Consider the following 12,968-nt stretch of genomic DNA (forward strand, 5'->3'; position numbering starts at 1 on the left):
GAGCTTTTCGCCCGACAGGCCTATCCACTCGTCATGCATCTGCCGCTTGTCGTCTACCTGTGCGTACGCTATCGCCTGAGTCCGCTGCTCGCCATCCTGGGCGTTACCAGCGCCTACCTGAGCTGCCAGTTTAGCAACTGGATGGGCATCGCCGCATTCGCTGCCACCGATTCGCAAATCGCATATTACGCGGCGCGCATCATCACGACGCTCGGCGTCTTTGCGATCTTGCTGCATTGGGCCAGAGACATCGGTCCGCGCCTGGCGGCCAAAAGCCCCACCGAGTTGGAGATTCTGCTCATCCTGCCGCTCGTCTACTACATCTTCGACTACGCCACCAACGTCTATACCACGCTCTTCCACTCGGGCTCGGTAGTAACCGTTGAGTTTTTGGCGTTCGCCCTCTGCGCGTTCTACCTTATGTTTCTTGCCGTCTACCTTCGCGAATACGAGGCAAAGGAAATCGCCGAGCGCGAGCGCTGGATGCTCGCGACCCGCGACAGCGCGGCCATCAAAGAGCTCGAAGCCTGGCGCCAGTCCGGACGCGAGCTCTCGGTTCTCCGTCACGACATGCGCCACTACCTGCGCGGTCTAGCGGCCCTGATCGAAGAGGGTCACACCGATGAGGCACTCGAGCGCATCGACGCGCTCTGCGAGACCAACGACCGCACCGCCGTGCGCCGCTACTGCGCCAACGAAACGGTCAACATTGCGCTCTCGTCGCTTTCCGCGGACATCAACGCGCACGGCATCACCGCCGACCTGCACGCCGCCGTGCCCGAAACCGTCCACGTGGGCGATGTCGATCTATTCAGTGTGGTATCGAACGCCCTGGACAATGCCATCGCCGCGGCGAGCGCCGCCCCCGAAGGCAAGCGGTTTGTCGACCTGGACCTTCGCTACGAAGACGGTCAGCTTCTATTGCTGGTTTCCAACACGTTTGGCCGTGCGCCGCACATGGTCGACGGCATGCCCGTGGCTCAGCACACTGGGCACGGCTTTGGCACCAAGAGCATTATGCTTGCCGTCGAGCGCATGAACGGCAACTGCCAGTTCCGCATTAACGGCGACCGGTTTGAGCTGCGCGCCGTGATGTAGGGGCTGCCGCCAACCTCGCTACAGCGGTGCAGCCGCCGGGGTCAGCTGCTTAATGTAGGCCCACATGCGCTGCTTGGCGGCCTTGTCGGTGAGCGCCGCCTCAAAACCGTCGAGCGCCAGCACGCGGCGCCCCTGCACATGGGCGACCAGGCCGGGCTTGAGCATGGCGGTGTCAAAGTCATCAATTGCCACAAGCATATCGGCATAGGTCTCGCGCATGACATCGGCCGCACTGTTGTCCAGCAGCAGCACCGCCTCGGGGTCCAAGGTCTCCAGCGCCTCGCGGAACAGGTCGCACGTCAGGGCCTCGCCCGCCGCGACCGCTCCGTCGCCCGCGCCGGCGACGCTTGCCAGCACACAAAAATCCTCGGGGGCATATCCGATGGCACCGAGCGCCTTGCGCAACGCGGCGCCATCCGCGCCGGCGGCCAGCTCGCCGCCCGAGCACTCGGCTTCATCCAAATCGCCTTTGACCAGCACAATCGGCGAGCACGCGTTGCCCGCGATACGCACACCGCGATCTGCAAGCGACGCGAGCTCCTGCTCGGTCGCCTGAGCGATGGCTTCTTTTTTCTGGCTTTGTGACGTGGGCATGCGCTCTCCAATCGTTTGCGTGCCCACCATTATATAAAAGAGCCGCCCGCGAGTGGTTGCTTTGCGGGCCGCTGGGTATAAGCACGGTCGTACTGAGTTTTACGCGGCCGAGCCGCGTCGTATTATGGAGGTCACCATGGCTGACATTAAGCAGATTACCCCCGAGAACTTCGGCGCTGTCGTCAACGATAGCCTGCCCGTACTGGTTGATTTTTGGGCCCCGTGGTGCGGCCCCTGCCGCTCGCTCTCGCCCATCGTAGACGAGGTTGCCGACGAGCTGGCCGGCAAGTTGGCTGTGGCCAAGTGCAACGTCGACGACAACCAGGACCTGGCCATGAAGTATGGCGTCATGAGCATCCCCACGCTGATTGTGTTTAAGAACGGCGAGGAGATCGACCGCTCGGTCGGCGCTCTGCCCAAGGCGAGGCTGCAGGCGCTGCTGGAGAAGCATCTGTAATACGCTTGTTACTTACCCGCCGTCCATGAGCGGTTTTGTACCGCTCGCCGGACTGCCGGGTGCGGCGCGTGCGACCACGGATAGTATGGTAGTCACAAACAGCCCCCAGTGAACGGGTGCGAGTCGCACAGACTCGCACCCGTTTTCTTATGCAGTGGCGCGCAGAGCGGGCGTAGTAAAATCTGAACCGCCGGATTACCGCCTACACAAGGAGATTTCCCATGCATGATGTTGGAATGAACATGAGCCAGCTTGCCATGAGCGTCAAGCAGGTCGACGACACCATCGAGCTCGCTCACGAGTGGAGCCATCAGCTGCTGCATGCGACCGAGAATTTTGACATGGAGCGCATCGGCGCCAAGCTCGAGGCAGCCATGACCGCGCTGCACGAGGCCCACGACGCACTCGAGGGCTACGAAGAGGCCATCGAGGCCGACCACAACTCCGTCGGCTCCGTGAAGCTGGTGTAACGTGGCCGAACACGAGCACGGCTGCGGGTACGAGCACGAGCATCCGCACGGGGCGGACGGCGACGCGGGCTGCCGCTGTAGTGGCTCCGGCTCCGAGCTGGTCCGTTTTTCGGTCACCGCGCCTGACGACCTGCTGCGCCGTTTTGACGAACAGATCGCGCGCCGCGGCGACGTGGCCAACCGCTCCGAGGCAGTCCGCGATTTGATTCGCGCCTCGATCGCCAAAGAGCAGATGCGCACGCCCGATGAGCACGTTATCGGGTCGCTCACCATGATCTACGACCATCACACAGGCGACCTGACACGCCGCCTGGATGAGGTGCAGCACGACTACACCGACGAAATCGTATCGACGATGCACGTGCATCTGGATCACCACAACTGTCTGGAGATTCTGGCGCTCAAGGGTCGCGGCGAGCGCGTCTACGAACTAGCCGACCGACTGCTGGGCCTGCGCGGCGTTAAGCACGGCGAGCTCACCTGCGCCGCCACCAAGCAAAGCCTGGGGCTATAGCGCACCTGCCAAAAAGGGACAGGTTTGTTGTGGCAGGTTTAGAAGTTTTACCGACCAAAATAAACCTGTCCCTTTTTGGTCGGTTTTGATGAGGGGTGTCGCATGCGGCATGTGCATATTCATGTGACGGGCATTGTGCAGGGCGTTGGCATGCGACCGTTTGTGTATCGCGAGGCTATGGCGCATGGCATTTGCGGCTGGGTGCTCAATGCGGGCGACGGCGTGCACATCGAAGCGCATGCTCTGGCCGATGCGCTCGATGCTTTTGTTGACGCGCTTTCTGAGCATGCGCCTGCGGCAGCCCGCGTAGAGCATGTCGAGGTTGTGGACCTGGCAGCCAACGGTTGGGATGCCGACGATGAGCGGGCCTTTCGTATCGTAGCGTCGCAGGATCAGACCGTGCACACGACGCTCATCTCTCCCGATATCGCCACCTGTGACGACTGCCTGCGCGAACTGTTCGACCCCACCGACCGACGCTATCACTACCCCTTTATCAACTGCACTAACTGCGGGCCGCGCTTTACCATCATCCGCTCGCTGCCTTACGATCGAGCGGCCACCTCGATGGATTGTTTTCCCATGTGTCCCGAGTGCGCCGCGGAGTATGCCGACCCACTCGACCGGCGTTTTCACGCGCAGCCCGATGCCTGCTTTGATTGCGGGCCGCATATTACGTGGAGCGAGGCTGTGAACGGCAATGCGTGCGGGAATTCGTCCGCGACACCGGCCGTCGGTACCACACGCGAGGCCAGCGACGCTATCATCGAGCGCTGCGTTGAGCTGCTGGCCGACGGTGGCATCGTCGCCATCAAGGGTCTGGGCGGATTTCACTTGGCATGCGACGCCTCCAACGAGCAGGCGGTAGCCGAGCTTCGCCGCCGCAAACGCCGCAGCAACAAACCGCTTGCCGTTATGGTGCGCGACCTTGCCGACGTTGAACGCCTGTGCCATGTCAACGACATTGAGCGCGGCTTGCTGGCCGGCAGCATTCGCCCCATTGTGCTGCTGCGCCGACGTGCCGCTTGCGAGAGCGGCGGCTCCCCCGACGCCCTCGCGCTCGCGCATTCCGTCGCGCACGACCTTCCCGAGCTCGGTGTCATGCTCCCCTACACCCCGCTTCAGCATCTGTTGCTTGCCGCGGCAGAAACCCGCGGCATGCACGCGCTCGTCATGACCAGCGGAAATCTGAGCGAAGAACCCATCGAGACCGACGACGACCTTGCCTGGGAACGCCTCGTTGCCGCCGGCATCGCCGACGCGTTGCTCGGTAACGACCGCGCGATCCTCTCGCGCTACGACGACTCTTTGGTACGCGTGGTCGACGGCGCTGTTATGCCCGTTCGCCGCGCTCGCGGATATGCACCCCAGCCGCTGCCGTTGCCGGCGCTCGACGGCACTCCGTCCTGCGTGCTCGCCTGTGGGCCACAACAAAAAGCCACGATTGCACTCACGCGTGAAGGGACGAACGGCGAGACAACCTGTTTTGTGTCGCAGCATATCGGCGATGTTGAAAACGGCGAGACCTTCGATGCCTGGAACGCCGCGCGCACGCGCTTGGAAGATCTCTTTGACTTGGCACCCGCCGCCTTGGCCTGCGATGTACACCCCAGTTATCTATCGGGTCAGTGGGCGCGCGAGCAGGCACGGGAGCACAATCTGCCGCTTATCGAAGTCCAGCACCATCATGCGCACATCGCGAGCGTGATGGCAGAAGCGATTGTCACAGGCCAGCTTGCGCCCGAGGCGCGCGTCCTCGGCATTGCCTTCGATGGCACGGGCGCCGGCACCGATGGCACCATATGGGGCGGCGAGTTTCTTGTCGCTGGCCTTGCTGACTTTGAGCGCGCAGCGCATCTGCGCACTTGGGCCCTACCCGGTGGCGTAGCGTCCGTACGCGACGCCCGCCGCAACGCCTTTGCCCTGCTCAGTGAGCTCGGCCTGCTCGAGCACCCAGGTGCCGCTCGGCTTTTGGACAGCCTCGACGAGCAAACGCGCCGCGTGACAGCCACCATGATCGAGCGCGGCATCAACAGCCCGCGTACCAGCAGCATGGGGCGTCTCTTTGATGCCGCGGCAGCAATTCTGGGCATCTGCGACAAGGCAACCTACGAGGGCGAACCCGCCATAGAACTCGAAGCCGCCGCCTGGCGCGCGCTCAGCAGTGAAAGTGCCTGCCTCACCGGCAATATAGCCGGCTTTTCCGTAACCGAATCATCCCGTCCGGACGCCCACCATGTTCTAAACTCCAGATCGCTTATTGAGGCGCTTTTGGAGGGAATCAGGGCCGGCGCTGCGGCCTACAGGCTCGCGCTCGATTTCCATATCGCCATCGCGCGCTCTTCGGCACGAATCGCACGCGAAATCTGCGCGCGCGAAAGCATCGATACCGTCGCGCTCTCGGGCGGCGTGTTCATGAACCGACTTTTGCTTCAGCTCCTTACCCACGAACTCAAAGACGCCGGTCTTGCCGTCTTGGTCCCCCACTCCGTGCCCGTCAACGACGGCTGCATCGCCTACGGTCAGGCCGCCATCGCTCGCGCTCGCCTTGCGCAGACAGCATCGCGATAGGCCGTTTTGCCAGCCTGCGCGCCGCCGTCTCACAGGTGTAACGCGTTTGCTCGTGACTTCCGCGAGCGCTACCATCAACTGATGGGTAATTAGGCGCCTGTCCAGCGCAAAACGTATAAAAGGGGAACATTATGTGCCTTGCCGTTCCCGGTAAAGTGGTCAAACGCGACGACGACCTTAAGGCGACCGTCGACATGATGGGCATCGAGCGCCCCGTTTCGCTGCGCCTCGTGCCGACGGCACAGGTAGGCGACTATATTCTCGTGCACGCCGGCTTTGGCATTCAGATTGTCGACGAGCAGGAAGCCCAAGAGACGCTCGAGCTCGTCAATACCATGACCGAACTGGTCGAAGAAGACCAGCTGGCCACCAACCCGGCGGAGGCTTACTAGTGGCGGCCGGACAGCCGGCTCGCTCCGGTATCGACTTCTCGGCATTCCGCGATCCCAAGCTGGCTCGCGAGCTCATCGAGCGCATCCGTGAACTCGTCGGCGACCGCACCATCAACCTTATGGAAGTCTGCGGCACGCACACCGTGAGCATCGGTCGCTATGGCTTTCGCTCCATTATGCCTGCCGGGCTCAAACTGCTGAGCGGTCCGGGTTGCCCCGTCTGTGTTACCGCCAACCGCGATATCGACCATGCAATCGCGCTCGCCAAGATGGACGGCGCCATCATCACCACCTTTGGCGACATGATGCGCGTGCCCGGGTCGTCTACCTCGCTCGCCGCGCAAAAGGCGGCGGGGCGCGATATTCGCATTGTGTACTCCCCGCTCGATGCACTCGATATCGCCGAACACAACCCCGATCGCCCGGTCATCTTTATGGGCGTCGGCTTTGAGACCACGACGCCCACCATCGCCGCCGCCATTTTGGAGGCCGATGCACGCGGACTCCAGAACTTCTCGGTCTACTGTGCCCATAAGACCACGCCGCCGGCCCTGCGTGCGATCTCCAACGACCCCGAGACGACCATCGACGGCTTTATCCTGCCTGGTCACGTCGCTACCATCACGGGCCTGGCACCCTTTGGGTTTTTGGTCGATGAGTTCAATACCCCGGGTGTGGTCACGGGATTTGAACCGGTCGATATCCTGCAGGGCATCTGCATGCTGGTCCAGATGGTTGTCGAGAACAGGCCGGCGATCGACAACGCCTACCGCCGCGGTGTCAATGCGAACGGCAACCCCGTGGCGCGCCAGCTGGTCGAGCAGGTGTTTGAGCCGTGCGACACCACATGGCGCGGGCTGGGGCCGATTGCCAACTCGGGCCTTTCCATCCGCCCCGAGTTCTCGCGCTTTGATGCCCGCACTCGCTTTGACGTGCCCGTTGAGACGACGGTCGAGCCGCGTGGGTGCCGCTGCGGCGACGTGCTGCGCGGGGCCATTACGCCGAGCGACTGCCCTCTGTTCGGCCAAGCTTGTACACCCGAGCATCCCATCGGCCCCTGCATGGTGAGTTCCGAGGGCAGCTGTGCAGCATATTTCCGCTACCGAGGCTAATGGGTTCCGCCGCTCTAACGAACGGCGGGCCGGTCGACGCTGCACCTCACCCATATAATTCCGTCCTCGATTGGAGTTTTCGATATGTCCCGTACTGCCACCGATAGCACTGTCCTGTTGGGCCACGGCTCTGGCGGTCAGATGATGAAACGCATCATCGATGAGGTCTTTTTGGATGCCTTTGGGTCGCCCGAGCTGCTCGAGGGCAACGATGCCGGCGTCGCCGCGCTGCCCACGAGCGGGCGCATCGCCATGTCGACCGACAGCTTTGTAGTCTCGCCGCAGTTCTTCCCCGGGGGCAACATCGGCCGCCTCGCTGTATGCGGAACCGTCAACGACGTCGCGACCTCGGGCGCCAACGTACGCTACCTATCGTGCGGCTTTATCCTCGAAGAGGGCTATCCCATGGATAAGCTCCGCCAGATTGTGCAAACGATGGCCGAGACGGCGCACGAGGCGGGCGTGGCGATCATCACCGGCGACACCAAAGTGGTCGAGCGCGGCGGGGCCGACGGCGTCTACATCAATACCGCCGGCGTGGGCGAAGTGCCCGTGGGCGTAGCGCTCAGCGGCGCCAACTGCCAGCCCGGCGATGTCATTCTGGTATCGGGTACGCTGGGCGACCACGGTATCGCCATCATGAGCCAACGCGAGGGCTTGGCGTTTTCGAGCACCATCGAAAGCGATGCCGCGCCGCTCAACCACCTGATTGCCGATGTGCTTGCCGCAGCACCCGAAACACGCTGCTTCCGCGACCCCACGCGCGGCGGCCTGGCGTCCACGCTCAATGAGTTTGCCCAGGCCAGCGGCGTTGCCATGGAGGTCGACGAGGATGCCGTGCCTGTGCGCCCCGACGTGCAGGCAGCCTGCGAGATGCTCGGCTATGACGTGCTGCAGGTAGCAAACGAGGGCAAGATGGTTGCCGTGGTGCCGGCCGAGCAGGCCGATGCCGCGCTGGCAGCCATGCGCGCCGCGCGCTACGGCGAGAATGCCGCTATTATCGGTCGCGTGCTGCCGCTTGCCGAGGACGCCCGCCCCGCCGTGCGCGTGCGCACCGGCTGGGGCTCGACCCGCATCCTCGACATGCTCGTAGGAGAGCAGCTGCCGAGGATTTGCTAACGACAAAGGCTCAGGGCTATTAAAGATATTCAGATTCCAAACATGCCCGGCACGCATGCCAAGTATCATGGGGTGCGTTTTACAACTCAAGCGGCAGGAGCACCCATGGCAGCAGCTTTTTCCCATGTGATCTTTGATCTGGATGGCACCATCCTCAACACGCTCGAGGACCTGGCGGCCGCCGGCAACCATACCTGCGAGACGCACGGCTGGCCCACGTTTGCCGTAGACGAGTACCGCTACAAGGTGGGAAACGGCATGCTCAAGCTGGTCGAGCGCTTTATGCCTGCCGAGTATGCGGGCGACGGCCGTATGTTTGAGCAGACGCTTGCCGAGTTTAGGGCTTACTACGGCGAGCACAAGGAGGACCACACCGCACCGTACGCCGGTACGATCGAGATGCTCGACCGCCTGCGCACCGCGGGCGTGCAGCTTGCCGTGCTCACCAACAAGGACCATGTTTCGGCCGCTCCGCTTATCGAAAAATACTTTGGTTCCGAGCGCTTTGCGCTGGTGCAGGGCCGCGTCGATGCGTTTCCTCCCAAGCCCGAGGCGCCTGTTACGCTGCATGTGATGGAAGAGCTAGGCGCCGACCCGGCAACCACGCTCTATGTGGGCGATTCCAATGTCGATATCCTGACCGGCCACAACGCCGGCCTTAAGAGTGCGGGCGTCAGCTGGGGCTTCCGAGGCCGCGCAGAGCTCGAAGCAGCCGGTGCCGACTACGTGGTTGACACGCAGGAAGAGCTCGCGGCGCTGATCCTGGGCGAGTAACGCCAGCGCTGCCCAACCCAGCCGCCGCAATGCCGTTGCGCGGAAAGTAGTCGTTGGGGACGTTCTTAAACGACTGGTCAAACAATGGCAACGTCGCAGGTAGAGGACGGACAGCGAAAACGCCCCTAAGCGAGCAAGGTGACGTGAAATGAAAGGGCGCTGACCTTCTGGTCGCGCCCTTGAAATTGAACGTCAGATTGCCGCTTAGGGGCGTTTGCAGCGTCGAGCAGTTGCGGCGTTTGGTAAAACGCCGCAACGAACTACCGCGTAACTCCCCTAGTTCATCATTGCATTCATCATCTCGGTGGTTGCGGAATCGTCAGCATACCACTCGCCATCGTCATTGGCGGTGTACTTGAAGGTAACCTTGGTGTCCTTGGTCTTAGCGGCCTTGGTCACGTCGACCATGACCTGGCCGGCCATCTTGTACAGGTCGTCCTCGGAAGGCATCGTATCGAGCGCCGCGATCTTCTCCTGATACTGGGTGGCGAAATCTTCAACGATCTTGTTCATGGACTTGCAGGTAATGGTGACATCGGCAGTCGCGGTGCCCTTGTCCTCGTCGACCGTCACATCGCCGATCTTGTAGTCAAAACCCTCGAGATAGCTCTTGGCGTACTCCTTGGGATCGATGCCCAGCTGCTCGAACTCGTCGCCCGAGGCCTCTTCCAGGCCGGCGAGGAAGTCGTCGCCGCCGTTCTTGACCTCGTCAAACTGCGTCGTAAGATCCTCGGTGATGAGCTCCTCAACCGAAGGACCTCCGCAGCCGGAAAGCACAACCACGCACGCGACCAGAACAGCCATCAGGGGCGCAAGCAGCAGCTTCTTCTTCATGACATTCCTCCCAACAAGCGGCACCGCGCTTCCCGACGCGGTGCGCGTCGTAACAATAAGGCCATACTAGCCGATAACGAACACCCCCGGCAAAGCAAAGGCGCAGTCGGCTCGATTTAACGTCCGAACGGTTTACCGGTCCGCCCAACGCGCAATAAAACGTTCCGCCGCATTGCAATAAAAAAGGGCGGCCGGATAACCCGACCACCCCAAAACACCCTTATGTTGCCGCAGACTACTTGCGGACGACCTTGACGATGGCATCGCCAGCGGAGACAGCGGAGTCAGCCTCGACGGCGAGCTCGACGTCGGCGAACTCGGCGGTGTTGGACACAGCCACGACGACGCAGTCCTTGTAGCCGGCAGCGGCGATCTTGGCGCGGTCGATCTTGAGCATGGGCTGGCCAGCCTTAACGACATCGTCGGCCTTGACGAAGCCCTCGAAGCCGTCGCCGTTCATGTTGACGGTATCGACGCCAACGTGCACCAGAACCTCGATGCCGCTATCGGACTGCAGGCCCACGGCGTGACCCATGGTGACGGTCACCTTGCCGTCGCAGGGAGCGTAGACCAGATCGTCCTCGGGCCACACGGCGCAGCCCTTGCCCAGAACCTCGCCACCAAAGACGGGATCGGGCACGTCGGCCATCTTGATGACCTTGCCCTTGACGGGCGAGCACAGCACGTCGGCGCCGGCAGAAGCAGAGATGGAGGCCGGAGCAGCGGCAGCCGCGGGCTCAGCCTTCTTCTTGAACATGTCAAACAGACCCATACGTTTTCTCCTCTTGATTCAGCGCAACGTTATGCGCATGCCTATGGTGATTATAGTGCCAAATGGCCAAAATACTAAGGCGAGGGCTCGAATCGCAAGCCCTTTCAAGCCCTTCCCAAAACCTTTTCCCCAGTGGTTCTCATATTGTCGATTAACCCTCGATAAGCCGAGTATCGTCTGCGCACGGAACGGGCAGAAGCGGGCGCGCCAAACCCGACACTTCTTTTCGCGCCCACGGACCGCCGCCGCCCCGTCCCTGACACTTCCTGATACCGACCGAAACGTGCCAAAATAAACCCGTTCCTTTTTGCCAGGTTTGGCAAGTGTGGGAGTTCGCATGGATATCAAACGCAAGATTACCGAGGCGCAGGGCCTCACCCCCACCGAGCAACAACCCGGCATTGCGGCCCTTGCCATCGGCGAGGACATCCGCGGGCTTTCTATTAAGGAATTTGCCGCGCGCACCAACGTTTCCGTTGCGAGCGTGCACCGTTTTTGCAAAAAGCTCGGCCTCGAGGGCTTCAAGGATCTCAAGGTCGAGCTTATTCGCTTGACAACTGAGGCGGGAAACCGTCGCGACGTGGACATCGACTTTCCCTTCGATGCTACGTCCACCCCCGCGCAGGTCATGGAGCGTATGGAAGGACTCTACCAGACTACGCTGGCCGAGACGCAGGAGCTGCTCGACCCCGCACAGCTCGACTACGCCGCCAAGCTCATCGCGAACGCCCGACAGGTCGATATTTTCACGGGCTCGCACAACCTCTATCCAGCAGGAATGTTCCGCGATCGCCTACTCTCCGACGGTAAAAGTGCGACGTGCCACGACAATGCCGAAGCCCAGGTGCGCACGGCGCTTGCCTCGGGCCCCGACCATGTGGCAATCGCTATCTCCTACAGCGGCCTTGCCCCCAACCTCAAGGACATCTTGCCGATCATCAGCAGTCGGCATGTCCCGGCCATCGTCATCGGCACGCCTCATTGCGCGCGTATTCACCCCGGCTTTGCCGCCTACCTCACGGTGAGCGACCACGAGAGCATGACGCACCGCATCACACAGTTCGCGTGCCACATCGCCGTGCAATACGTGCTCGATTCGCTCTACAGCAGCTACTTTGCCAAAGACTACGCCCGCTGCTCCGAGTTCCTGGAGCAATCGTTTCCCTACACCCGCCTGCCCGGGCTCAAGTAGCGACGAGCGTGGATTTTTGGACGCTTAACTAACGAGCGTGGACAATCTCCCACTTTGAGGCCGTCACCGAGCCAAAACCGGGAGATTATCCACGCTCATTTTGGGTCCCCTGGGAACGCATGAGGAGGGCGGATAGACAGCCGTTATTTGCGAGGCGTCAGCGACGTAAAGAGTCCGTGTTGGTTGCAGTAAAGAAATATTCTGCCGCGCCCGGTAATATGGAAGCGCGGCTGCACCGATTGCTCTGGATAGAGCTTCTTAAAGCTGATGCCGTCCATAGTCGCATATGCCACAAAGCTAATGTAGTGATCCTTGGTCATGGGATGATCGAGCGTGACGTACCAATCGTCCTCGATGCGCTCGATGGAAAAGGCATGGTCCGCGTCCGGCTCTTCGGCCTCCTGGGGAAACATCGTGGAGCCACAGCAGCTAAAGCTGCCTTCTCCGAGCGCGTGCACAACGTTTCCGCAGATAGGGCAAACGTAAAAGACGCCTTTGAGCATATTGCCTGCACGGTTGGCGTTAGCCCGAATGTCACCAGCCAAAAGCTCAGCCACGCTTATGCCGAGTCTCTGGGCCAAAGGCTCAACGAGGGAAATGTCAGGAAGGCCGCGGCCGGATTCCCACTTGCTGACGGCTTTATCGGTCACGCCAAGGCTTTCCGCCAGGGCGCGCTGGGTGAGGCCGCGCTCTTCGCGCAGCCGCTTGATGGCATGCGCTGCCAAAAAAGTATGGGAAGCATTGGTTTGCCGTGTCTGGTTCATGGGCTGTCCAATCAAGTTGAAGAAATGGAGTGAACCGGTTCGACAGTCAGTATCCATTTGAAGGCCAGGCTCGACAACCTACGCTGCGTAGACATGCGCCAATCGAACGAGCGCGGATTTTTGGACGCTCATCCTCAGTAGTCATTTAAGAACGTCCCCAACGACTACATCAAGAACGTCCCCAACGACTACATCAGGAGTGTCCCCAGGTGCCGGCAGAAAAGGAACGTCCCCAAGTGCCGCCCCTTGCCAGCAACGGGAGTGCCGATGTCTTGGCAACGACAGACACTATGACCCAATCCGAG

The 12,968-nt window shown here is 61.5% G+C and carries 14 protein-coding genes; 10 read left to right on the forward strand and 4 right to left on the reverse strand.

Annotated features, from left to right (window positions below; genetic code table 11):
- Positions 1-33 precede the first annotated feature (33 nt).
- Positions 34-1,098, forward strand: coding sequence for a sensor histidine kinase (locus DW136_RS01330; protein ID WP_158571416.1), 1,065 nt, complete (start codon positions 34-36; stop codon positions 1,096-1,098).
- An 18-nt stretch (positions 1,099-1,116) separates the two neighbouring features.
- On the opposite strand, the gene DW136_RS01335 is transcribed toward DW136_RS01330, so the two are convergent.
- Positions 1,117-1,692, reverse strand: coding sequence for a hypothetical protein (locus DW136_RS01335; RefSeq protein ID WP_117564541.1), 576 nt, complete (start codon positions 1,690-1,692; stop codon positions 1,117-1,119).
- Positions 1,693-1,828: 136 nt separating this feature from the next.
- On the opposite strand from DW136_RS01335, the gene trxA reads away from it, so the two are divergent.
- The 8 genes from trxA to DW136_RS01375 all read left to right on the forward strand — a co-directional run bounded on the left by trxA (position 1,829) and on the right by DW136_RS01375 (position 9,101).
- Positions 1,829-2,149: a thioredoxin gene (gene trxA, locus DW136_RS01340; protein ID WP_117564566.1), complete on the forward strand. Its 321-nt coding sequence runs from the start codon at positions 1,829-1,831 to the stop codon at positions 2,147-2,149.
- A 221-nt stretch (positions 2,150-2,370) separates the two neighbouring features.
- A complete protein-coding gene (locus DW136_RS01345; RefSeq protein ID WP_118080198.1) occupies positions 2,371-2,619 on the forward strand; it encodes a hypothetical protein in 249 nt (82 codons plus the stop codon).
- Between the two features lies 1 nt (position 2,620).
- Positions 2,621-3,133, forward strand: a complete 513-nt coding sequence (nikR, locus tag DW136_RS01350) for a nickel-responsive transcriptional regulator NikR (RefSeq protein WP_199580128.1) — start codon at positions 2,621-2,623, stop codon at positions 3,131-3,133.
- Positions 3,134-3,235: 102 nt separating this feature from the next.
- The gene (gene hypF / locus DW136_RS01355) at positions 3,236-5,704 is read left to right on the forward strand and encodes a carbamoyltransferase HypF (protein ID WP_118288915.1); all 2,469 of its coding nucleotides are present in this window, start codon (positions 3,236-3,238) and stop codon (positions 5,702-5,704) included.
- Positions 5,705-5,835: 131 nt separating this feature from the next.
- Entirely contained in the window at positions 5,836-6,096 is a 261-nt protein-coding gene (locus DW136_RS01360) for a HypC/HybG/HupF family hydrogenase formation chaperone (RefSeq protein ID WP_118288916.1), read from the forward strand.
- Positions 6,096-7,208: a hydrogenase formation protein HypD gene (gene hypD / locus DW136_RS01365; RefSeq protein ID WP_233546508.1), complete on the forward strand. Its 1,113-nt coding sequence runs from the start codon at positions 6,096-6,098 to the stop codon at positions 7,206-7,208. Before DW136_RS01360 ends, hypD begins: the two co-directional genes overlap by 1 nt.
- Positions 7,209-7,292: 84 nt before the next feature.
- Positions 7,293-8,327, forward strand: a complete 1,035-nt coding sequence (hypE, locus tag DW136_RS01370; RefSeq protein WP_118093985.1) for a hydrogenase expression/formation protein HypE — start codon at positions 7,293-7,295, stop codon at positions 8,325-8,327.
- Positions 8,328-8,432: 105 nt separating this feature from the next.
- On the forward strand, positions 8,433-9,101 hold the full coding sequence (locus tag DW136_RS01375; RefSeq protein ID WP_118288917.1) for an HAD family hydrolase: 669 nt from the start codon (positions 8,433-8,435) through the stop codon (positions 9,099-9,101).
- Between the two features lie 276 nt (positions 9,102-9,377).
- Here DW136_RS01375 and DW136_RS01380 read toward each other — a convergent pair whose 3' ends face one another.
- Entirely contained in the window at positions 9,378-9,935 is a 558-nt protein-coding gene (locus tag DW136_RS01380; protein WP_117629668.1) for a hypothetical protein, read from the reverse strand.
- Between the two features lie 235 nt (positions 9,936-10,170).
- Complete coding sequence (locus DW136_RS01385) at positions 10,171-10,707, reverse strand: PTS glucose transporter subunit IIA (protein ID WP_117629667.1); 537 nt, start codon at positions 10,705-10,707, stop codon at positions 10,171-10,173.
- 337 nt (positions 10,708-11,044) lie between these two features.
- On the opposite strand from DW136_RS01385, the gene DW136_RS01390 reads away from it, so the two are divergent.
- Positions 11,045-11,899: a MurR/RpiR family transcriptional regulator gene (locus DW136_RS01390; protein ID WP_117716169.1), complete on the forward strand. Its 855-nt coding sequence runs from the start codon at positions 11,045-11,047 to the stop codon at positions 11,897-11,899.
- Positions 11,900-12,042: 143 nt separating this feature from the next.
- On the opposite strand, the gene DW136_RS01395 is transcribed toward DW136_RS01390, so the two are convergent.
- Entirely contained in the window at positions 12,043-12,720 is a 678-nt protein-coding gene (locus DW136_RS01395) for a helix-turn-helix domain-containing protein (protein ID WP_233508976.1), read from the reverse strand.
- Between the last annotated feature and the right edge of the window lie 248 nt (positions 12,721-12,968).

The organism is Collinsella sp. AM12-1 (assembly GCF_003472325.1).
Lineage (GTDB): Bacteria > Actinomycetota > Coriobacteriia > Coriobacteriales > Coriobacteriaceae > Collinsella.